Raw genomic sequence first — 21,249 nt, 5'->3', positions numbered from 1 at the left:
GTCAGGCGGGACGGTAGACCGAGATCGCCGGGGCGTCCCCGGCGTCGTGCGTCTCGTCGGTCGCTGCCCACGTGCGGCCGTCGTGCTCGAGCGTCGCGGGCAGGGCGCCACGGACCAGGATGCGCACCGCCGGCTCGTCCCCGTCCACCAGGTCGACGCCGTGGGCGTCCGGTTCGTCCGGGCTCTGGGCCGGCACTTCCTTCACGAAGTCACTCATGCGTCCATCCAACACGGACACGCCCGGCACCGGCCGTGCGACGGCCGCACCCGAGAACACTGGTATCGTCATCCGAGCGCGGCCGTCAGGCAGCGCATGCGGATGTGGCGCAGTGGTAGCGCATCACCTTGCCAAGGTGAGGGTCGCGAGTTCGAATCTCGTCATCCGCTCGGGAACAACCGGCTCCACCCGGCCCCTGGACAACCCCGACCTCGGTCGGGGTTTTCTGGTTCCCGGGCCCGTACCGGCAGACCCGCGGGCGGGCGCTCAGCCGATCGAGGCCGCCCGTACCCCCGGCAGTCCGACACGACGCCGGACCCCGTCCGACACCACCGTGACGAGCACCGTGTCGCAGCCGTGGCACCGGGCCACCGACCCCATCGCCGTGCGGTACACCCGGGTCTCGCCGAGGGACCCGAGCGACCCGCACCCGGTGCAGCGCAGGCGCGCCGTCGTCGGGTCGGCGCCGAGCACGTCCGCGAGCTCCCCGGCCAGGGCGTTGCCGTCGAACAGGGTCATCAGCTGCCTCCGAACCGTTCCGCGCGGACGTCCGCCACGTCGTGCCCGAGCTCGCCGAGCCAGCGGAGGACCTGTTCGACGAACGGCGTCGACCCGCACACGTAGACCAGTGCCCCGTCCTCCGGCGGCAGCACCGCGGCGGCCAGGGAGTCCTTCGTGAGCCGACCCGCCGGCACGGTCGCGTCGGGCGGTGCCGTCCGGCTGTACACGACCGTGACGTCGAGCGGGGCTGAGGCCTCGAGCGCGGCGTCGAGCTCCGGTCGGAAGAAGACGTCCTCGGGGGTGCGGACGGCGTAGAGGAGCCGGAAGGGCGTCGGGTCGTCGGCCTCGGCGTGTGCCGTCACCATCGCCACGAGCGGCACGATCCCGGACCCGCCCGCGATGAGCTGCACGGGCCTGGTCGACTCCGCGGACGGGCGCCACACGAACCAGCCGCCGAGGGGACCGTGCACCTCGAGGGCATCGCCGACCTCGATCGCGTCGACCAGGAACGGCGAGACCTCGCCGTCGTCGACCCGGTCGACCGCCAGGGTCACGCGCGGATCGTCGCCGGCGGACGCCACGGAGTACGAGCGGGTCGCCTGGTAGCCGTCCTCAGCGGTGAGCCGCAGGTCGAGGTGTTGCCCGGGGTCGTTGCCCGGCCAGGTCGGGACGTCGAGCACCAGGCGACGCGCGGTGGGGCTCTCGGTGCTGACCGCGGCGACGGTCGCGGCGTGCCAGGCCGGCCGCCTGCGGACGCGAGCGGGCCTGGCGGGCGAGGGGCGAGCCTCCTGGCCGGTCTCCGGGGTCTCCGGGGTCTCCGCGGACCGGACTGACGCGGACTCGACGGACACTGGTGCGCTCACCAGTACCGCTCTTCCTTCCAGGGGTCGCCGTGCATGTTGTAGCCGGCGTTCTCCCAGAAGCCCGGCTCGTCGTCGGCCTGCATGACGATGCCGCGCACCCACTTCGCGCTCTTCCAGAAGTACAGGGCGGGGACCAGCAGCCGCGCCGGGCCACCGTGCTCGGGCTCGAGGGGTTCGCCGTCGGCCTCGAACGCGACCCAGGCCTTGCCGCCGAGCAGTTCGTCGAGGGGGACGTTCGTGGTGTAGCCGCCGAAGCTGTGCACCATGCAGTAGTCGAGCGAGGTCTCCACCTGGGCGAACAGGGCGTCGAGCGGGACCCCGCGCCACGGCATGTCGAGCTTCGACCAGTGCGTCACGCAGTGGATGTCGACCGTGACGTCCTCGACGCCGAGCGCCTGGACCTCGTCCCACGTCCACTCGTGCAGGCCGGCCTCGGTCTGGATGGAGAAGCTCCAGTCCGCGGGGGCGATGTCCGGGGTGGCGCCGGCTGACAGCACGGGCCAGTCGCGCACGAGCGTCTGCCCCGGCGGCGTGCGGTCGTCGTCCTCGTTGCGTCGTCGTCCGCCGAACCCGCGGGTGAAGGTCGCCATCGGTTGCTCCTCGTCGTTGCTCCTGTCGATCCTGGCCCCTCGACGCCGTCGGCGTGTAACGGGTTCGTGAATCTTCGCGTTGGGACGCGTCACGCGATTGGCCAGGGAGCACGAAGCCCTCTATCGTTCACCGGAACGATTACCAGGAGGGGTCACCCCGAATGCAGCACGTCGTCCAGCAGCACCATCCCGACCAGCGCGCCGCCCGAGACGGCCGTGGTCCCAGCCGCCGCGCGCTCCTCACCGGGGCCGCCGGGCTCGCCGGCCTCGGTCTCCTCACCCTCACCGGGTGCAGCACCGGTGCTGGCGCCGTGACCATCCCGGAGCAGGCCGCCACCGGCGTCGCCCGCCGCGGTGGTCGCCTGCGCATCGCCCGGCCCGCCGCGTCCGCCGCCGAGACCCTCGACTCGGCGAGCTCGCTCTCCGCCTACGAGTACCTCGGCGCCCTCTACAACCGCCTGGTCCGGCTCGACGAGTCCGGGCAGACCGTCCCCGACCTGGCGCGCGAGTGGTCCGGCAACGCCGACGGCACCGAGTGGACGTTCGCGCTCCGCCGCGGGGTGCGCTTCCACGACGGCTCCCGGTTCACCGCGGACGACGCGATCGCCAGCATCAGGCACATCCTCGACGAGAAGACCGCCTCACCGCAGGCCGGGGTGCTCGGCGAGGTGATGACCGCCGACTCGATGCGGGCGGTCGACCCGTACACGCTGCGGTTCGAGCTGACGAAGCCGAACGCGGAGTTCCCCTCGCTGCTGACGGCGTACCAGTGCTACATCGTCCCCGCCGGAGCGATCGACACCATCGGCACGACCGGCATCGGCACGGGCCCGTTCAAGCTGTCGTCCTTCGCGCCGGCCGGCACCGGCAGCATCGAGGCCTTCGACGACCACTTCGCCGGCCGTCCCGCGCTCGACGGCATCGACTTCTTCTCGATCCAGGACACCACCGCACGGGTGAACGCGCTGCTCGCCGGCCAGATCGACCTCATCTCGCAGACGAACCTCGACTTCGCCACGGCGCGGGTCGTCGCCGCGTCCCAACGAGCCACCGTCGCCCGGGTCGTGAACGCGCAGTGGTACACGATGCCGATGCTCGCGACGAGCGAGCAGTTCTCCGACCCGCTGGTGCGCCAGGCCATGAAGCTCGCCTACGACCCGCGGAAGATCGTCGACACGGCGGTCCAGGGCACCGGCTCGCCCGGGTGGGACAACCCCGTGCCGCCGCAGCTCGCCGCGTTCCTCGACGAACCCCGCGAACACGACCCGGACAAGGCGAGGAGCCTGCTCAAGCGGGCCGGCCACGACCGGTTCCAGGCGTCGATCTACACGTCGAGCTACGAGTCGGTGTTCACGCCCCTCGCCGTCGCCTACCGCGACCAGGTCAAGGCGGCCGGCATCGACCTGACCGTGAAGAACGCGTCCGCGGACTCGTACTACACGCAGATCTGGCTGCAGAAGCCGCTCATGGTGAGCTACTTCTTCACCGGGCGGCCGATCGACCAGCTGCTCAACCAGATCTTCCGCTCCGGGTCCTCGTACAACGAGAGCGCCTGGGCGAACCCGGCGTTCGACGCGCTCCTCGACGACGCCCGTGCCGAGATGGACGACGCCAAGCGGCTGACGCTGTACCAGGACGCCCAGCGGCTCGTCGTCGCGGACGGCGCGGACATGACGCCGATGTTCGGCGACCGCCTGGTCGGACTGTCCCGCGACGTCGTCAACTACGCGGAGTTCGGCTTCGAGTTCGACTACCTGAAGATCGGACTGGCCCGATGAACGTCCTCCTCCCTGTGCTCCGGCGCGTCGGGATCGCCCTGCTGACGGTGGTCCTGGCGTCCCTGTTCGTGTTCCTCGCCGTGCAGGCCCTGCCCGGCGACGTCGCGCAGCAGCTCCTCGGGCAGAACGCCACGCCCGCGGCCGTCAAGCAGCTCCGCGAGACGCTCGGGCTCGACCAGAACGTGTGGCTGCGGTACGGGCAGTGGCTCGTCGGCGCGGCGCACGGTGACTTCGGCACGTCGCTCGTCAGCGGGGAGCCCGTCGCCCCGACGCTGTTCACCGCGTTCCGAAACAGCATGCTCATCGCCGTGCCCGCGATGCTCGTCGGCGTGACCCTGTCGCTCACGCTCGGCGTGGTCGCCGGTGTCCGTCGTGGGCGTCCGACCGACCGGGTCATCTCGATCGTCAGCCTGGTCGTGATGAGCGTCCCCGAGTTCATGGTCGCGACCGTGCTCGTGCTGCTCTTCGCGATCGGCATCCCGCTGTTCCCGGCCGTGGTCCTCCGCGGCAGCGACGCGACGGTGGGGGAGCTGCTGCCGACGATCTGGCTGCCCATCATCGTGCTGACCATGGCGATGGCGGCGTACATCCTGCGCACCGCCCGCTCGTCGACGATCGACGTGATGGCGTCCGAGTTCGTCACGACCGCCGAGCTGAAGGGCCTGACGATGCGTCGGGTGGTGTGGAAGCACGCCGTGCCGAGTGCGTTGCTCCCGACGCTCAACGTCGTCGCGCTCAACGTGGCGTGGCTCCTCGGCGGCGTGGTCGTCGTGGAGAACGTCTTCAACTACCCGGGCATGGGCAAGCTCATGCTCGAGTCGGTCTTCAACCGGGACCTGCCCGTGATCGAGGCCATCGCGCTCCTCAGCGCGGTCGTCTACGTCGTGTGCAACCTCGCCGCCGACCTGGTGGCCCTCGCGCTCGACCCGCGGCTCCGCACCCGCCAGCGCCGGACCCGTGTCCGCCCGCCGGCCCGGAGACGCCGCACCCCGGGGACGCCGACGGCACCGGGCGGCGCTGTCGCACCGGGCGGCGCCGTCGCACCCGAACGGAAGGTCTCCGCATGAGCACCAGCGTCCTCGGCACCGTCGTCGCGCCGCTCCGCAGCTCGACCGCCCTCACCGTCGGGCTCGGGCTCATCGCCCTGCACCTCGTGCTCGCCGTCCTCGCCCCCGTCATCGGCGTGCACGACCCCGTCGCCACGGACTCCGCGAACGTGCTCGCCGGCCCCGAGTGGACGCACTGGCTCGGCACCGACCAGTACGGCCGCGACATCCTGTCCCGCACGCTGAACGGCGGCCGGTACGCGCTGCTCGTGACGTTCCTCGCCACGACGATCGCGGTCGCCGTCGGGACCGTCCTCGGTGCGGTCACCGCCTACGCCGACAACTGGTTCGACGAGGTCGTGATGCGCGTCGTCGACGCCCTGCTCAGCGTGCCGTCGATCCTGGCGCTGCTCGTCGTCGTGACCGTCTTCGACGCCGGGCTCTGGGTCATCGTCCTCGCCGTCACGGTCGTCTACGCCCCGGCCGTCACCCGGGTCGTCCGCGGCGCCGCCCGCACCGTGATCACGCAGGACTACGTCACGGCGGCCAGGGCCCGGGGCGAGAAGCCGCTGTCGATCGTGTTCCGCGAGATCCTGCCGAACGTCCTCGACGTCGTGCTCGTCGAGTACGCGATGCGGGCGTCGTGGATCGTGCTGCTCGTGGCGTCGCTGTCCTTCCTCGGCTTCGGGGCGAACCCGCCGACGCCCGACTGGGGCCTCATGGTGCAGGAGAACCGCACCGCACTCACCGTCGTGCCGCTCGGCACGCTGGCGCCCATCGTGGCGCTGGCGACGCTCGTGGTCGGCCTGAACCTCGCCGCCGACGGACTGAGCAAGTCGCTCGGCGTCGACCGCGCCACGCAGGGAGCGACCAGGGCATGACCACCGAGACACCAGCCACCACCACCGCGACCGCCACCGCCACCGTCCGCGTCGACGACCTCGCGATCTCCTACGCCGCCGGCCGCACCGAGGTCCCCGTCGTCCGCGGCGTCTCGTTCACCATCCAGGCCGGCCGTACCCTCGGCCTGGTCGGCGAGTCCGGCTCCGGCAAGTCCACCGTCGCCAGGACGCTGCTCGCGCACCTCCGCACCGGGTCGCGCATCGTCCGCGGCTCGGTCGTCGTCGCCGACCAGGACGTCTTCGCGCTGTCGCCGTCGGCCACGCGAGCCCTCCGCGGCGGCACGGCGTCGGTGGTCGCGCAGAACGCGGGACAGGCCCTGACCCCGTCCATGCGGGTCGGCGCCCAGATCCGCGAGGCCCTCAACGCCCACGGCGAGCCCGACTCCCCGGAGCGCGTCGCCGAGCTGGTCCGGCTGGTCCGGCTGCCCGACCCGGACACGATCGTCCGCCGCTACCCGCACCAGCTCTCCGGCGGGCAGCAGCAGCGCGTCGCGATCGCGATGGCCGTCGCCGCGCGGCCCCGGGTGCTCGTCCTCGACGAACCGACCACCGCGCTCGACGTCGTCACGCAGGCGGCGGTCCTCGACCTGGTCGCCGACCTCGGCCGCGAGCTCGGCATGGCCGTCCTCCTGGTCAGCCACGACCTGGGCGTCGTGTCCGCGATGGCCGACGAGATCGCCGTGATGCGGGACGGCGAGGTGGTCGAGCACCGGGACACCGCCGCGCTCTTCGCCGACCCGCAGCACGAGTACACGCGCGCCCTGCTGGCAGCCGTCCCCGACGGCCGCACCCGGACGGGAGGCCCGGATCACCACGACCAGGAGGTGACCGTCCCCGGGACGGTCACCGACACGGCTGCGCACACCGAGCCTCCAGGCCGTCCGGTCGTGACCGCGCGCGACCTGGTGGTCCGCTACGGACGTGGCCTGCCGGCCGCCGTCGACGGCGTGTCCTTCGACATCGGGGCGCGCGAGACGCTCGCCGTGGTCGGCGAGTCCGGCAGCGGCAAGTCGACGCTCGCGACGGCGATGGCGGGTCTGGTACCCGCCGAGTCCGGCACCTTCACGTACGCGGACGACACCGCGACGGGCGACCTGCGTCAGCCGGTCGCCGGACGCTCCCCGGAGCTCCGCCGTGCCGTGCAGCTCGTGTTCCAGAACGCCGACACCTCCCTGAACCCCCGGCGGACCGTCGGCGCCGCGATCGCCCGGCCGCTGCGGCTGTTCACCGGGTCGTCGTCCCGCGCGCGGGTGGCGGACCTGCTGACCCAGGTCGGCCTCGGGCCGGAGTTCGCGACCCGGCTGCCCGCGCAGCTCTCCGGCGGGCAGCGGCAGCGCGTCGGCATCGCCCGGGCGCTGGCCGCCGGACCCCGGCTCGTGATCGCCGACGAGATCACCACCGCGCTCGACGTGCAGGTGCAGGCCGGCATCCTGTCGCTGCTCGCCGACCTGCAGCGCGAGAACGGGTTGAGCTGCCTGTTCATCAGCCACGACCTCGCCGTGGTCCGCGGCGTCGCCGACCGGGTCGCCGTGATGACCGGCGGCCGGATCGTCGAGATCGGGCCGACCGAGCGGGTCTTCACCGGCCCGAACCACCCGTACACGCGGACGCTGCTCGCCGCGACGCTCGAACCCGGCGTGACCGACCTGCCGGACGTCGACGACGGCGTGCAGCACTGGCGACACGTTGACGGGTGGACCGACCACGGCGACGGGCACCGGATCCGCAACTGGGAGGACGCATGACCGACGGCTCGTTCACAGGGATCGGGGTGCCGGTCGACCTGCCCGACGGGGTGACCGTCCGCGACACCTGGATCCCGATGCCTGACGGCGTGCGCCTGCACACCAGGATCTGGGCGCCGGCCACCGCCGGGCCGGACGCCCCCGTGCCCGTGCTGCTCGAGTACCTGCCGTACCGGCTCGACGACTGGACGGCACCGCGGGACTCGGAGCGGCACCCCTGGTACGCCGAGCACGGGTACGCCTCGGTCCGGGTCGACATCCGTGGCACCGGGTCCTCCGACGGCACCTTCGACGACGAGTACAGCGAGCAGGAACTCCGCGACGGCGAGGCCGTGATTGCCTGGCTGGCCGAGCAGGAGTGGTCCACCGGCGCCGTCGGCATGTTCGGCATCTCGTGGGGCGGGTTCAACGCCCTGCAGCTGGCGGCCCGGGCGCCGGCGGCGCTCAAGGCCATCGTCACGGTGTGTTCCACCGACGACCGCTACGACAACGACGTGCACTACGTCGGCGGTGCGGTCCTCGGGATCGACATGGCGGCGTGGGGCGGGACGATGTTCGCGTTCAACGCGCGACCCCCGCGCCCGGAGGTCGTCGGGCCGTCGTGGGTGGAGCAGTGGCGTGCCCGTCTGGCCCAGAACCGGCCGATGACGCCGGTGTGGCTCGCGCACCAGGAGCGGGACGACTACTGGCGCCACGGCAGCGCCGCCGAGGACTACGCGGGCATCAGCGCCGCGGTGCTCGCCGTCGGCGGGTGGGCGGACCCCTACCGGGACGCCGTGCTCCGCCTCGTGGAGCACGTGGACGCCCCGGTCAAGGGCATCGTCGGACCGTGGTCGCACCAGTACCCGGACCGCGGACTCGCTCCGGGGCCGTCGATCGGGTTCCTGCAGGAGTCGCTGCGCTGGTGGGACCGCTGGCTGCGCGGCATCGACACCGGTGTCGAGGACGAGCCGGCACTCCGTGCGTGGATCAACGACCCCGAGCCGCCCGCCACGTACTACCCGGTGCGCTCGGGGCGTTGGGTCGGTGCCTCGTCGTGGCCGGACGACGCCACGGCGCCGAGGACCCTCGCGCTCGACGCCCTGCGCGGCGGGGACGGCCCCGTCGTCGTCGCGTCCCCGCAGGAGACCGGTGCGGACGCCGGACGGTTCTTCCCGTTCGGCAACCAGACCGACCTGCCGCCGGACCAGCGCGCCGAGGACGGCCGCTCCGTGTGCTTCGACCTGCCCGTCGAGACGTCGTTCGACCTGCTCGGGAACGTCCTGGTGGACCTCGTCGTCACGAGCGACCAGCCCCGGGCGACCGTCACCGTGCGGCTGTGCGACGTGGCCCCGGACGGCAGCTCCACCCTGGTCACCCGCGGCGTGCTGAACGGGCTGCGACGGGAGGGCATGGACTCCTCGGTGCCCTTCGTCCCCGGGGAGTCGACGACCCTGCCCGTGCGGCTCGTGTCGACCGGGCACCGCTTCGTCGCCGGACACCGCCTGCGCCTCGCCGTCTCCACCGCCTACTGGCCCTGGGTCTGGCCGCACGGCACCGCGGCGACCGTCACGGTGGACCCCGCCGCCAGCACCGTGACGCTGCCGGTCTGGACACGCTCGACCGACGACGGCGTCCAGTTCGAGGAGCCGACCCGGTCGACGCCGCTCGCGATCACGCGCGTCGAGCCGACCGAGCCGCTGCCGCAGCGCACCGTCACGCACGACGTCGAGACGGGGACGTGGACGCTCGACGTCGACCCCGGGTACGGCGGCGGTCGGGTGTACCCGGACGGCCTGGTGTTCCACGAGGACGCCCGCGAGACCTACCGGATCCGCAGCGGCGACCCCACCTCCGCCGTCGCCGAGTCGCGCTGGGCGATCGGGCTGACGCACACGGACTGGGCCGCACGGCTCGAGACCACGTCGCGCGTGTCCGCCACGGCCGACGTGTTCACGGTCGTCAACACCGTCCGGGCCTGGGCGCGAGACGGCGCCGACGGCTCACCGGAGCAGCTCGTCGCCGAGCACACCCACCACGACGAGGTCCCGAGGACCTCCGCGTGAGCGCGACGGTGCCCACGCCCTCGGGGTCTCCAGCGCCCCGGGTCCGGCAGCGTCCGGAGGTCCGCCGCGCGATGATCGTCCGTGCCGCGCGCGCGGTCATCGTCCGGCAGGGCCTCGGGGCCACCGGGCTCCGCGACATCGCGGCCGAGGCCGGTGTCTCGGTCGGCACCGTGACGTACCACTTCGCGAGCGTCGCAGAGATCCTCAACGAAGTCGTCGTGCTCGAGACCGAGCGGTTCTACGGCGCGATCGTGGAGGCGGTCGACGCCGAGCCCGACGCGGTCGTGGCCCTGCGGATGCTCGTCGAGCCGCTCTTCGACGACAGCGAGGAGGTCCGGCAGCACTGGCGCATCTGGTCGGACTACTGGACCGCCGTCGCCCGTCGGCCCGAGGTCGCCGAGGAGTACGCCGAGCGCATCCGCGTGTGGGAGGCCTGCCTGGTTCGGGTCGTCCGCCGCGGGGTCGCCGACGGCACGTTCACGGCGCCGGACGGCATCGACCCGTCGGTCGTGGCGCTCAAGCTCGCCGCGTACAGCGACGGCGTGGCGACCCAGATCGCGCAGAACGCCCCGGGTCTGACCGACGCCGTGGCACTGACCTGGATGTGGGAGTTCCTCTCCCAGCAACTCGGGGTTGTCCTGACCTGAGGCGGGGCCTACCGTTGGCACATGGCCCCCTCGCGACAGCAGCCCAGCGATCGCGTCCTGATCGCCGGCGCGGTCGAGGACCTGCCGGAGATCCACCGGCTGCTCGAGGACCTGCCCGAGACCGCCTACGGCCAGGTCTTCGTCGAGGTCGCGCTCGAGGAGCAGGTCCGCATCCTGCCGGCGCCCCCGAACGTCACGGTGTCGTGGCTCGTGCGCAGCGAGCGTCCCTCGGACGTCCCGTCGCTCTGCTTCGCGGACCACGGCGAGGCCCTGGCAGCCGCCGTGCTCGCGTGGACGGCGGAGTGGTGTCTGGCTGACTCCGAACCCACGACGTCCGTGTGGATCGGCTGCTCGGACAGCCCCTGGATCGATCAGACCCGGGCAGCCGTCCAGGTCGAGCTCACGGCCGCCGGCCAGGACGTCCAGGTCGAGTTCGGCGGCTGAGCGCTCGTCCGACCGGTCAGGCCGGTCTGAGCACGACGTCCGGCGCGTCCACCGAGCGGTCGGTGACGGTCGTCGGCGCCTCGAGGTGCACGGCCCCGGACGGCACGATGCCCGCGCCGCCGAAGCGCTCCATGACCCGCCACTGCGCGACGACGTCCTCGCCGGCGTGTCCGACGGGCAGCGTGTCCCAGAACTCGAAGCCGCCGACCTCGACGAGCGCGGCGCGGTCGTACAGCACGCAGGCGCCGACCCAGGCGACGCGGTAGGGCACCCACCCGCCGGGCTCGACGTCGAGGTCCGCGGCGACGTGCGCGAGGTTCGCGGCGTTGTGCAGCGACCACCGCTCGAAGCCGGGGGAACCGCGCCGGATCACCTCGGGCACCACCGGCCCGTCCCACGGCTCGAACGGGCTCGTCTCGTGCGGCCGCCGGTCGGCCAGGTAGGACAGCCCCTGCACGGCGCTGCCGACGAAGCCGCAGCCGAGCGTCCGCAGGGCGTCGAACATCCGGGACACCGATCCGGGCTCGAGCCACACGTCGTCGTCGAGGAAGAGCACGGCCGGGGCGGAGGCACGATCCAGCAGGAACTGCCGGTGTTCGGCCAGGCCACGCCGTTCCGGGTGGGTGAGCAGCGTGACGGGCCGGCCCTGGGCCTCCAGGACGCGCACCATGGCGGCGACCGCCGGACGCGACGCGACGTCGCTGGTCTCCGACTGGTCGCTGAGGACGACGCGGAACGAGGCGTCCGTCTGGGCGGCGAGCCCGGCGAGGGTCGTCGCCAGCTCCGCGGTGCGCCCCACGGTGGGGATGAGGACGTCGACGTCCGGCGCGTCGTCGGGTCGACCGTCGCGCGCCCAGGCGCCTGACCAACGGGCGGTGCTCACACGGCCTCGCCTCCCGTCGCCCCTCCCGACGTCTCACGGATGCGTCGGACCACGGCACTGGTGGAGTGCTCGGGGACGTAGTCGACCATGACGACCTCGCCGCCGTAGCTGCGCACGACCTCGGTCTCGCGGAGCATCTCGGGGGAGTAGTCGCCGCCCTTGACGTAGACGTCGGGCTGGACGCGCTCGATGAGCGGGATGGGGGTGTCCGTCGCGAAGACCGTCACCAGGTCGACGCAGGCGAGTGCTGCGAGGACGCCGGCGCGGTCCTCGGCGGTGTTGATCGGTCGCTCCGGGCCCTTGAGCCGGCGCACGGAGTCGTCGTCGTTGAGCGCGACGACGAGCAGGTCGCCGAGCTCCTTGGCCTGCCGGAGGTACGAGGTGTGGCCACGGTGCACGACGTCGAAGCAGCCGTTCGTGAAGACGACCCGTCGGCCCTCGCTGCGGGCGACGGCGACGGCGGCGGCGAGGTCGTCGTGGTCGACGACCGTCTCCGCGGGGGCCTCGACGGAGCGGAGCAGGGCGGCGGCGTCGCAGGTGGACGTGCCGGCCTCGCGGACGACGACGTCGGCGGCGGCCTGGGCGAAGGAGACGGCCTCGCGGGCCGGGGCACCGACGGCCAGGGCGACGGAGGCGGCGGCGCAGAACGTGTCGCCGGCGCCGGACGCCTGCTGCTCGGAGGCGGGGGTCGCCCGGGTGCGGAACCCGGTGTCCTCGCCCGGCTCCAGGAGCACGGTGCCGTTGCGGTCGAGGGTGACGACGACGGCGCGGGCACCGGTGGCGGCGAAGACCTCGTCGCGCGCGGCCACGACGGTCGCGGCGCGCTCGACCCCGTCGCCGAGTGGCCGACCGAGCAGCGCTGCGGCCTCACCGGCGTTCGGCGTGACGAGGTCGGGACGCAGCTCGCGCCAGCCGCCGAGGTCGTGGGCGTCCACCACGACCACGTCGGGGCGGTCGCGGTCGATCACGGGCAGGACGCTCTCCGGGGTGACCCCGAGGCCGTAGTCGCAGACCACCGCGGCGTCGGCGGCACGGATCGCGCGGGCGACGGCGGCGGCGAGCTGTTCGGTGTGGCCGTCGGTCGGCATCGCGGCGAGCTCGTCCACGCGGACGACCACCCGGTCGCCACCGACGATCCGCGACTTCGACGTGGTCGTCGCGCCCGGGATCGTCACCATGTACGACGTGTCCACCCCGGCGGCGTCGAGGCGCTGGCGGAGGACCGCGCCGGCCTCGTCGTCCCCGAGCAGCCCGACCATGCGGACGCGGGCTCCGAGGGCGCGGGCGTTCACGGCGGTGTTCGCGGCGCCACCGGGGACCGCGATGGTCTCGGTGACGCGGACGACGGGGGCCGGGGCCTCGCGGGAGACGCGTTCGGCCTCGCCGATCGTCCAGCGGTCCAAGATGCAGTCGCCGATCACGACGACGAGCGGCTCGTGGTCGTCGATGCGTCCGATCAGGTCGCGCACCAGGCGGACGTCGGCGGTCATCGGTCGAAGCCCTCGGCGGGTGCGGTGACGCCCTCGTCGGACGCGGACGACGCTGCGGCTGCGGCCGGTGCGGCCGGGGCCGCGGGTGCAGCGGGTGCGGTGGGGGCCGCTTCGAGGTGCACGACCGTGGTCGTCGTCATCTCGTCGAGCAGGTGCGGGCCGTACCCGAACCCGGAGCCCGAGGCGCCGCGGGGCTCGGCGCTGCCACCGGGAGCGCCACCGAACACGGCGTTCACCTTGACCGTGCCCACGGGGAGCGTCGCGGCGGCGAGCAGCGCGTGCGCGGTGTCGTTCGTCAGGACCGAGGCGGCCAGGCCGTACCGGTCGGCCGCGGCGAGCTCGAGGCCCTCCTCGAAGGAGTCGACCACGCGGACGGGGGCGATCGGTCCGAAGGTCTCCTCGGTCAGCACGAGCGCGTCGTCCGTGCAGCCGGTGAGCACGGTCGCGGGGTAGAAGGTCCCGGCGCCGTCCGGCACGGCGCCGCCGGTGCGGATCTCGGCGCCCTTGGCGACCGCGTCGTCCACGTGCTGCTGCACGAGGGCACGGAGGCGGTCGTCCACGAGCGGGCCGTACTGGGCGGCAGGGGCGGTTGTCTTCGCCTCGGCCTCGGCGACGAGGGCCTCGACGAAGGCGTCGGCGACGTCGCGGTGCACGTAGACGCGCTCCACGCTCGTGCAGATCTGGCCGGTGTTCGCGAAGGCCCCGAGCGCGGCTTGACCGGCGGCCCACACGGGGTCGACGCCGGCGTCGACGACGAGCGCGTCGTTGCCGCCGTTCTCGCGGATGACGTGCGCGCGGGTGCCGGCGGCGACCTCGCTGAGCCGGTCCCCGGTCGCGGTGGAGCCGACGTGCGCGTAGACGGCGATGCCGTCCTCGGCGAGGAGTGCTTCGCCGGTGGAGGCGTCACCGTCGACCCCGACGAAGACGCCGTCGGGCAGGGCCTCGGCGAGCAGCTCGTTGAGCCGCGCGAAGGTCGCGGGGCACCGCTCGCTGCCCTTGTGCACCACGGTGTTGCCGGTGACGACGGCGGCGCCGATGATGCCGAGCGCCACGGCGACCGGGTCGTTCCACGGCGTGAGTGCCAGGACGACGCCGCGGGGGTGCGGCACGGTCCAGTCCGCGGCGCCGTGCTGGCCGCGGAGGGACTCACCGCGGTGCAGCGGGCCGAGCTCGGCGTACTGCAGCAGCGTGCCGATGCCGGCCTCGACGCCGCCGGCCGCGTCGCCGGGGACCTTGCCGGTCTCGCGGGTGTTCAGCTCGGCGAGCTCGTCGGCGTGCGCCCGGAGGTGCTCGGCGGCCGCGCGCAGCGCCGAGCCGCGCTCGGCCGGGGCGGTGCGGGCCCAGCCCGGGAACGCCGCTCGTGCCCGGGCCACCGCGTCGTGCACGGCGTCGGGGCTTGCGACCGGGGTGGTCGAGGCGACGTCGCCGGTCACGGGGTCCAGGACGACGACCTCGTCCGTGGCGGTGGGGGCTTCGAGCGTCATGCGCGTCCTTCCGGTGGTGCTGATGGGTCAGTGCTGATGGGGCGGTGCTCGTGGATCGGTGCCGGTGTCCCGGGCCGATGGTCATGAGGAGTACGACACTGCTCCTTCTTCTCTGGACGTGGTCGCGGCACTGCGCTCCGCGGTCAGGCAGCACACCTGCCAGCGATGCTCGGTAGACAGGACGACGTACGTCGGTCGATCTCGACCGGCACGACGCTGACCGTCCTGGTCGGCATGACGACAGGAGACAGCGGACGTGGTGCGCATCGGCGAGGGCGGCGAACGGTTCGAGGGGGTCCGCGAGGTCGCGGTCCTGCGGGGCGGTGGCCTCGGCGACCTGATGTTCGCGATGCCCGCGATCGAGGCACTCGCTGCCGCCTACCCCGACGCCCGACTGACCCTGCTCGGCACGCCCGCGGCGGCGGCCCTGCTCGACGGCCGGAGCGACGCCGTGGACGCGGTCGAGGAACTCCCCGTCGTGCCCGGTGTCCGTGACGCCGGCGACGGCGCCCCGACGGCGGAGGACTTCTTCGAGCGCCTGCACGGCCGGTTCGACCTCGCGGTGCAGCTGCACGGCGGCGGGCGCAACTCGAACCCCTTCCTGCTCCGCCTCGGTGCCCGCCACACCGTGGGGACCGCCACCGAGGACGCCGAGGTCCTGGAGCGCTGGGTCCGCTACGTCTACTACCAGCACGAGGTCCTGCGCGGGCTCGAGGTCGCCGCCCTCGCCGGTGCGGAGCCCGTCACGCTCGACCCCCGGCTCGCCGTCACCGACGACGAACGCGCCGCCGTGCGGGCCCGCTTCGGCGTCACGCGGCACCTCGTCGCGATGCACCCGGGCGCCACGGACCCGCGCCGACGCTGGAGCCCGGAGCACTTCGCCGCCGTGGCCATCGCCCGCCTCCGCGCCGGCGACGACGTGGTGGTGGTCGGCGACGACTCCGACCGTCCGGCGACCGACCGGATCACCGCGGCCGTGCAGGACGCCCTCGGCTCGACTGAGCGGCTGCACGACGTCGTCGGGTCGCTCCCGCTGCGCGAGCTGCCCGCGGTGCTCGGCGCCGCGGACGTCATGGTCGGCGACGACTCCGGGCCGCGCCACCTCGCCCTGGCCGTCGGCACCCGCACGGTCGGCGTGTTCTGGTTCGGCAACGTCATCAACGCCGGACCGCTCGACCGCGGTCGGCACCGCGTCCTGATGTCCTTCGTCACCCGCTGCCCCGTGTGCGGGATCGACGTCACGCAGGTCGGCTGGACCGCCGAGCGCTGCGAGCACGACCCGTCCTACGTCGACCACGTCACGCCGGAGCAGGTGCTCGCCGACGTCGAGGACCTGCTGCGCACGGCGCCGCGCCGGTAGCGCTGCGCCGGACGACCCCGGTGCGAGGTTGCCCACTCCGTGCGGTGCCACGGGCTCGCACCGGGTGGGCAACCTCGCACCAGCCGACAGACCGCGCACCGTGCGCGTGCGGACCCGCACCGAGACAGACGGGAGGCCCGGTGCCAGCTGGCACCGAGCCTCCCGTCCGCGTCAGCGCGTCACGGCCAGCTGGGCTCCGTGGCCGGCATGATCGACAGCTCGCGGATCTCGCAGCCGGCCGGCTGCGAGAGCGCGAAGATGATCGAGTTCGCGACGTACTCGGGCTCGATGAGCTGCGCGTCGGGGCCCGGCTTGTACTGCTCGGTCCGGTCGGCGAAGAAGTTCGTGCGCATGCCGGCGGGGATCACGTTCGTGACGCCGACGCGCCCGGCCGTCTCGGCGGCCAGGGCCTGCGAGAACCCGCGGACGCCGAACTTCGACGCCGAGTACGCGGTGCCGTGACCGACGCCGCGCAGGGCGAGCGACGAGGAGATCGTCACGATGCGGCCGTGCGTCGCCTCGAGTGCGGGGAGTGCGGCGCGCACCGTCGACGCGGTGCCGATGAGGTTGACGCCGACGATCTTCTCCCAGTTGCCGGACGAGATCGCGTCGATCGGGGCAGGGGTGTCGATGCCGGCGGCGGTGACCACGGCGTCCAGGCCACCGTGACGCTCGACGGCCTCGCGCACGGCCTGCTCGACGGCGTCGGTGTCCGAGACGTCCACGGCGACGGCGTCGACGCCCTCGGGGACGGCGTCGATGCGCAGGTCGAGGACGATCGGGGTGCCGCCGGCCTCGGTGACGGCGGCCACGACGGCTGCGCCGAGTCCGGATGCGCCGCCGGTGACGAGGACGCGGCCGATGGGGGTGGTGGGGACGGGCATGGATGTCCTTTGCGTTGTGGTGCTGGTGTGGGGAGGGACGAGCAGGGAGCGGTTCAGCTGACGCGTTCGATCGCGGCGGCGAGCCGGGTGGTGGAGCGGCCCGGGTGGAACGGCACGGTGACGACGCGCCCGCCCCACTCGGCGAGCGTGACGGCCTCGGGCAGTTCGTCCGCGGTGTAGTCGCCGCCCTTCGCCCACACGTCGGGGCGGAAGCGGCGGAGCGCCTCGTCGGGCGTCGTCTCGTCGAACACCACGACGGCGTCGACGCAGTCCAGCGCGAGCAGCAGCTCGACGCGGTCGTCCTGCGTCATGAACGGCCGCTCGGGCCCCTTGAGCTGGCGCACCGAGCTGTCCGAGTTGAGGCACACGACCAGGCAGTCGCCGAGCGCCCGCGCTGCCGACAGCGTCCTGGCGTGTCCCGCGTGCAGCAGGTCGAAGCAGCCGCCGGTCGCGACGACGGTCCCGCCGCCGCTCCGCACGCGGTGCACGAGCCGCAGGGCGTCCCGGTCGACGCCGGGGACCTCGACCGGCGCGGGCGCGTCGGCGAGGAGCGAGGTGACCCCGCCGGCGGCGAGGTACGCGGAGGCGTCGGCGACCCCGGCCGCGACGGCGTCCGGGACGTCGGACCCGCCGGCCAGCGCGACGGCGACACCGGCGGCGAGCCGGTCACCGGCACCGCAGGGGTCACCGGCGGTGACGGAGGGCGCCGGCAGGAAGCGGGAGTCGAGGCCGCGGGCGGTGCGGCGGCCGACGAGCGCACCGCGGTCGCCGAGCGTGACGGCGACGGCGCGGACGTCCCAGGCGTCGACCAGGGCTGCGGCCGCGTCGGTCGCGAAGGGCACGCCCTCGCCGCCGAGCTCGGTGAAGCGCCGGGCCTCGGAGGCGTTGGGCGTGGCGACGGTGATGCCCGCCACGGGGACGGCGCCCTTGGGGTGCGGGTCCCACACCACCGGGGTGTGCTCGGTGGCACGGGCGATGGCCTCGCGGACGGCGGGTGCCGCGGCGACCCCGCGCCCGTAGTCGGCCACGATGACGGCGTCGACGTCGTCGAGCGCCGCGGTCATCTCGGCCGTCGCGGACGGCACCGGGGGCGTGTCGCAGCCCTCGTCGATCCGGACGAGGGCGTGGTCGCCGACGCGCACGCGGGTCTTCACCGGCGTGACGACACCGGAGGGACCGGCGACGATGCGGACACCGGGGAGCAGGTCGCGGATCTCGGTCGCACGGGTGTCGTCCCCGAGCACGGTGACGAGCGTGACGTCGTGGCCGTCCTTGGCGAGCATCGTCGCGACGAGTCCGGCACCACCGGCGCGACGGTCGTCGGTGCGGACGTCCACGACCGGGACGGGGGCGTCCGGGCTGAGGCGTTCGCTGGTGCCCGAGACGTCCACGTCGAGCAGCGTGTCGCCGACGACGGCGATGCGGAGCCGGGCGCTCATCGGCGCACCCCGTGCCGGAGCGCGGGTTCCATCGCACGGCACAGCGCGTGCACGAGGACCAGCTGGGCCTCCTGCACGTTCGCGGACGGGCCCTCGATGCAGATGGCGTCGTCGACGGCGTCGGCGAGGGGGTTCGGGCGGGCGCCGGTCAGGGCGATCGCCCGGGCACCGACGGCCCGTGCGGCAGCGGCGGCGGCGAGCAGGTTCGGGCTCTTGCCGCTGGTGCTGAGAAGCACGACGACGTCCCCGGTCCTGGCGTGCGCGCGGACCTGCCGGGCGAACACCTCCTCGAAGCCGTAGTCGTTGCCGATGGCCGTTACCGCGGAGGTCTCGGCGTGCAGGGAGATCGCCGAGTACGCGGGCCGGTCGCCGTCGAAGCGGCCGGTCAGCTCGGAGGTGAGGTGCTGGGCCTCGGCAGCCGAACCGCCGTTGCCGGCGGCGAGGAGCCGACGTCCGGCGACGAGCCGCGACGCGATGTCGTCCGCCCAGGCCGCGATGTGGTCGTGGTGGTCGACGAGCGAGGCGATGACGGGCACCGACGCCGTGACGTGGTCGAGCACCGCCCTGGCGCTGTCGCTCATCTGTTCGGTCGCGCCGATCCCGGTCTGTTCGATGGTCATCGTGCCGTCCTCTCCGTCGCACGCACGGCGCGGGTGGCGCGCGACGTCGTGGTCGTCCGTGTCCGCGGCGCCGTGGTGGCCCCTCCGCTGATGAGTCGCTCGTACACCCGCTCGGTGTCCGCGGCGACCCGGGTCCACGCGTAGCGGGACTCGACCCGCTCGCGTCCTGCTGCGCCGTAGGCCTCGCGGCGCTCGGGGTCGTCGAGCAGCGCCGTCACGGCCGCCGCGACGGCGGCCTCGTCCCGCGGCGGGACGTGCAGCCCGGTCGCGTCCTCGACGACGGTGTCGATGAGGCCGCCGACCTGGGACGCCACGACGGGGCGGCCGCACGCCATCGCCTCGAGCGGCACGATGCCGAACGGCTCGTACCAGGGGGCGCAGACGACGACGTCGGCGCTCCGGTAGACCGAGGGCATGGCGTCCTGGCCGAGCTGGCCGCGGAAGGACACGTGGTCCCGCACGCCGAGCGAGCGGGCGAGGGCGTCGAGGCGCTGGTACTCCGGGTCGTCGGCGAGGTCGGCCCCAGCCGTGCCGGCGCCGCCCACGATGACGAGTTCGACGTCCCGACCAGCCGCCACGAGCGCAGCCAGCGCGGCGATCGTCGTGCCGACGCCCTTGCGGCGCACCAGGCGCGACGCGGTGAGCACCCGTTCGGTCCGTCCGCGTTGCTCCACGGGGCCGTCCGGGCGGAAGCGGTCGACGTCGACCCCGCACGGCACGACCGAGATCGCCTGCAGGGGGACGCCGAGGGCCTTGAGCTCGAAGGCCTCGTCGGAGCAGGTCGCGACGACCTGGTCGACGCCGCGGCCGACGGCGGGCTCGAGCCACTCGCGCTCGGCCGGGCTGGTGTCCGCCGAGCCCTGGTGGCGCCGCTTCACGACACCGAGCGCGTGGAAGGTCTGCACGATCGGGATCCTGGTGCCACCGGTGCGCGTCTGCACCTGCGTGACGGCCTCGAGCGCGGCGTGGCCGGACATCCAGAAGTGGCCGTGGACCACGTCGGGGCGGTCGAGGAACCACTCGGCGGCCAGCACCTGCGCGAACGTCGCCATGTACGGGTACAGGTCGTCCTTCGGCACGGCGCGGGCGGGGCCGGCGTCGACGTGCACGACCTCGACTCCGGGACGCAGCATCACCCGGGCGGCGAGCTCGGGGTCGTCGCGACGCGTGTAGACCGTGACCTCGTGGCCGCGGTCGGCCAGGGCACCGGACAGGGCGGCGACGTGCACGTTCTGCCCGCCGGCGTCGACACCGCCCAGCACCGCGAGCGGGCTGGCGTGTTCGGAGACCATCGCGATCTTCATCGGGTGCTCCCTTCGAGGGCGGGGCTCTGGCCCCGCGTGCGCCGGTGGCGCGTCACGGCGTCGTCGAGGAGCTCGTCCCAGTCGCCGAGGAACCGGGCGAGCGAGTGCCGCGTGAGCGCGGCCTCCCGGGCGACGGCACCGCGTCGGCGCGCTTCGTCCGGGTCGTCGAGGAGCAGCCGGGAGGCCCGGGTCAGCTCCGTCACGTCGGTCGCGATCGCGCCGGCCTCCGCTGGCACGGTGCGCGACGCGTCGGTCGTCGCGAGGACGAGCACCGGCATGGCCATGTGCATCGCCTCGATGAGGGAGAGGCCGAGCGAGGTCCAGCGGTTCGGGTGCAGGTAGGCGCGGCGTTCCGCGAGGGCGGCGTGCATCGGGTCGGGCTTGACGTCGCCGAGCCCGACCAGGCGGTCGCCGAGCCCCAGGTCGGCGAGCTTGTCCGTCCCCATGCCGAACACGTCGACGGGGGCGACCTCGGCGAACCGGGGGAGCAGGTCCGTGCCGACGACGCGGTTGCGGCGGACGGGTTCGTTGATGACGGCGCCGAAGCGCTCGAGGGTGCCCGTGTACAGCGGCCCGGGGTCGACGACGCCGTGCTCGACGACGGTGGTCCTCGTGGTGCCGCAGTCCCACATCAGGGCGTTCCAGTGCGTGACGTGCGCGATCGTCAGGTCGTCGCGGTCCTTGAGGGGGTGCACGGAGTTCGGGACGTCCACCCGCGGGGCGTTGTGCTCGACGAAGACCGTGGGGACGTCGCGGCCGCCGAGCAGCTCCGCGGCGACGGCTGCCTCCTCGGTGCGCTGCAGCACGACCAGGTCGACCTCGGCCTCGGCGACGTCCTCCGGGGCGATCTCGACGACGTTCGGCCACTCCCGGCCGCCCGCTCCCAGGCCCCAGCCGTCCCTGGCCGCGGTGGTCGGGACGAGGTACTCGTGCGGCCCGCGGACGAAGGCGTCCATCCAGCCGCCGTGCACGTGCCACAGGAGGATGCGCATGCAGGCCTTTCGTTC

Annotated in this window: 20 protein-coding genes and 1 tRNA gene; 9 read left to right on the top strand and 12 right to left on the bottom strand. The window is 73.7% G+C overall.

Features of this window, described 5'->3' with window-relative positions; all coding sequences use genetic code 11:
• Position 1: 1 nt before the first annotated feature.
• Positions 2 to 217 carry a hypothetical protein gene (locus BIU98_RS10115; protein WP_139200651.1) on the bottom strand — a complete coding sequence of 72 codons (216 nt, stop codon included), beginning with the start codon at positions 215 to 217 and terminating at the stop codon, positions 2 to 4.
• A 98-nt stretch (positions 218 to 315) separates the two neighbouring features.
• Here BIU98_RS10115 and BIU98_RS10110 point away from each other — a divergent pair.
• Positions 316 to 387, top strand: a tRNA-Gly gene (locus BIU98_RS10110).
• A 97-nt stretch (positions 388 to 484) separates the two neighbouring features.
• Here the strand turns inward: BIU98_RS10110 and BIU98_RS10105 are convergent.
• Genes BIU98_RS10105 through BIU98_RS10095 form a run of 3 tightly spaced genes read right to left on the bottom strand, consistent with a single transcriptional unit; the run spans position 485 to position 2,171 of the window.
• Positions 485 to 736, bottom strand: coding sequence for a DUF6510 family protein (locus tag BIU98_RS10105; RefSeq protein WP_071275508.1), 252 nt, complete (start codon positions 734 to 736; stop codon positions 485 to 487).
• The gene (locus BIU98_RS10100) at positions 736 to 1,581 is read right to left on the bottom strand and encodes a ferredoxin reductase (RefSeq protein ID WP_254787850.1); all 846 of its coding nucleotides are present in this window, start codon (positions 1,579 to 1,581) and stop codon (positions 736 to 738) included. The genes BIU98_RS10105 and BIU98_RS10100 overlap by 1 nt, the downstream gene beginning before the upstream one ends.
• A complete protein-coding gene (locus tag BIU98_RS10095) occupies positions 1,578 to 2,171 on the bottom strand; it encodes a molybdopterin-dependent oxidoreductase (protein WP_071275504.1) in 594 nt (197 codons plus the stop codon). Before BIU98_RS10095 ends, BIU98_RS10100 begins: the two co-directional genes overlap by 4 nt.
• 161 nt (positions 2,172 to 2,332) lie before the next feature.
• Here BIU98_RS10095 and BIU98_RS10090 point away from each other — a divergent pair, with 161 nt between their 5' ends.
• From BIU98_RS10090 to BIU98_RS10060, 7 genes are read left to right on the top strand one after another with little or no spacing between them, the layout of a single operon-like run.
• On the top strand, positions 2,333 to 3,949 hold the full coding sequence (locus tag BIU98_RS10090; protein WP_071275502.1) for an ABC transporter substrate-binding protein: 1,617 nt from the start codon (positions 2,333 to 2,335) through the stop codon (positions 3,947 to 3,949).
• Positions 3,946 to 5,016, top strand: coding sequence for an ABC transporter permease (locus BIU98_RS10085; protein ID WP_254787848.1), 1,071 nt, complete (start codon positions 3,946 to 3,948; stop codon positions 5,014 to 5,016). Before BIU98_RS10090 ends, BIU98_RS10085 begins: the two co-directional genes overlap by 4 nt.
• The gene (locus tag BIU98_RS10080) at positions 5,013 to 5,876 is read left to right on the top strand and encodes an ABC transporter permease (protein WP_071275500.1); all 864 of its coding nucleotides are present in this window, start codon (positions 5,013 to 5,015) and stop codon (positions 5,874 to 5,876) included. The genes BIU98_RS10085 and BIU98_RS10080 overlap by 4 nt, the downstream gene beginning before the upstream one ends.
• Positions 5,873 to 7,642: an ABC transporter ATP-binding protein gene (locus BIU98_RS10075; protein WP_071275498.1), complete on the top strand. Its 1,770-nt coding sequence runs from the start codon at positions 5,873 to 5,875 to the stop codon at positions 7,640 to 7,642. The genes BIU98_RS10080 and BIU98_RS10075 overlap by 4 nt, the downstream gene beginning before the upstream one ends.
• Positions 7,639 to 9,687 carry a CocE/NonD family hydrolase gene (locus BIU98_RS10070; protein ID WP_071275496.1) on the top strand — a complete coding sequence of 683 codons (2,049 nt, stop codon included), beginning with the start codon at positions 7,639 to 7,641 and terminating at the stop codon, positions 9,685 to 9,687. The genes BIU98_RS10075 and BIU98_RS10070 overlap by 4 nt, the downstream gene beginning before the upstream one ends.
• Positions 9,684 to 10,334: a TetR/AcrR family transcriptional regulator gene (locus tag BIU98_RS10065; RefSeq protein WP_254787846.1), complete on the top strand. Its 651-nt coding sequence runs from the start codon at positions 9,684 to 9,686 to the stop codon at positions 10,332 to 10,334. Before BIU98_RS10070 ends, BIU98_RS10065 begins: the two co-directional genes overlap by 4 nt.
• A gap of 21 nt (positions 10,335 to 10,355) precedes the next feature.
• Positions 10,356 to 10,778 carry an SIP domain-containing protein gene (locus tag BIU98_RS10060; RefSeq protein WP_071275492.1) on the top strand — a complete coding sequence of 141 codons (423 nt, stop codon included), beginning with the start codon at positions 10,356 to 10,358 and terminating at the stop codon, positions 10,776 to 10,778.
• A gap of 16 nt (positions 10,779 to 10,794) precedes the next feature.
• Here BIU98_RS10060 and BIU98_RS10055 read toward each other — a convergent pair whose 3' ends face one another.
• Genes BIU98_RS10055 through BIU98_RS10045 form a run of 3 tightly spaced genes read right to left on the bottom strand, consistent with a single transcriptional unit; the run spans position 10,795 to position 14,635 of the window.
• Positions 10,795 to 11,661 (bottom strand): glycosyltransferase family 2 protein, encoded by an 867-nt coding sequence (locus BIU98_RS10055; RefSeq protein WP_071275490.1) that lies wholly within the window; start codon positions 11,659 to 11,661, stop codon positions 10,795 to 10,797.
• Positions 11,658 to 13,151, bottom strand: a complete 1,494-nt coding sequence (rfaE2, locus tag BIU98_RS10050; RefSeq protein ID WP_071275488.1) for a D-glycero-beta-D-manno-heptose 1-phosphate adenylyltransferase — start codon at positions 13,149 to 13,151, stop codon at positions 11,658 to 11,660. The genes BIU98_RS10055 and rfaE2 overlap by 4 nt, the downstream gene beginning before the upstream one ends.
• Complete coding sequence (locus BIU98_RS10045; RefSeq protein ID WP_083393153.1) at positions 13,148 to 14,635, bottom strand: aldehyde dehydrogenase; 1,488 nt, start codon at positions 14,633 to 14,635, stop codon at positions 13,148 to 13,150. Before BIU98_RS10045 ends, rfaE2 begins: the two co-directional genes overlap by 4 nt.
• Positions 14,636 to 14,891: 256 nt before the next feature.
• Here BIU98_RS10045 and BIU98_RS10040 point away from each other — a divergent pair, with 256 nt between their 5' ends.
• The gene (locus tag BIU98_RS10040) at positions 14,892 to 15,995 is read left to right on the top strand and encodes a glycosyltransferase family 9 protein (RefSeq protein ID WP_071275486.1); all 1,104 of its coding nucleotides are present in this window, start codon (positions 14,892 to 14,894) and stop codon (positions 15,993 to 15,995) included.
• A gap of 179 nt (positions 15,996 to 16,174) precedes the next feature.
• On the opposite strand, the gene BIU98_RS10035 is transcribed toward BIU98_RS10040, so the two are convergent.
• From BIU98_RS10035 to BIU98_RS10015, 5 genes are read right to left on the bottom strand one after another with little or no spacing between them, the layout of a single operon-like run.
• Entirely contained in the window at positions 16,175 to 16,879 is a 705-nt protein-coding gene (locus BIU98_RS10035; protein WP_071275483.1) for an SDR family oxidoreductase, read from the bottom strand.
• A gap of 53 nt (positions 16,880 to 16,932) precedes the next feature.
• Positions 16,933 to 18,318, bottom strand: a complete 1,386-nt coding sequence (locus BIU98_RS10030; RefSeq protein WP_071275481.1) for a PfkB family carbohydrate kinase — start codon at positions 18,316 to 18,318, stop codon at positions 16,933 to 16,935.
• A complete protein-coding gene (locus tag BIU98_RS10025; protein WP_071275479.1) occupies positions 18,315 to 18,938 on the bottom strand; it encodes an SIS domain-containing protein in 624 nt (207 codons plus the stop codon). The genes BIU98_RS10030 and BIU98_RS10025 overlap by 4 nt, the downstream gene beginning before the upstream one ends.
• A complete protein-coding gene (locus BIU98_RS10020) occupies positions 18,935 to 20,242 on the bottom strand; it encodes a glycosyltransferase (RefSeq protein ID WP_071275477.1) in 1,308 nt (435 codons plus the stop codon). Before BIU98_RS10020 ends, BIU98_RS10025 begins: the two co-directional genes overlap by 4 nt.
• Positions 20,239 to 21,234: a glycosyltransferase gene (locus BIU98_RS10015; protein ID WP_071275475.1), complete on the bottom strand. Its 996-nt coding sequence runs from the start codon at positions 21,232 to 21,234 to the stop codon at positions 20,239 to 20,241. The genes BIU98_RS10020 and BIU98_RS10015 overlap by 4 nt, the downstream gene beginning before the upstream one ends.
• Between the last annotated feature and the right edge of the window lie 15 nt (positions 21,235 to 21,249).

Origin of the sequence: Curtobacterium sp. MMLR14_010 (genome assembly GCF_001865015.1) — a bacterium.
Lineage (GTDB): Bacteria > Actinomycetota > Actinomycetes > Actinomycetales > Microbacteriaceae > Curtobacterium.
This window is presented reverse-complemented; position numbering and strand designations above follow the sequence as displayed.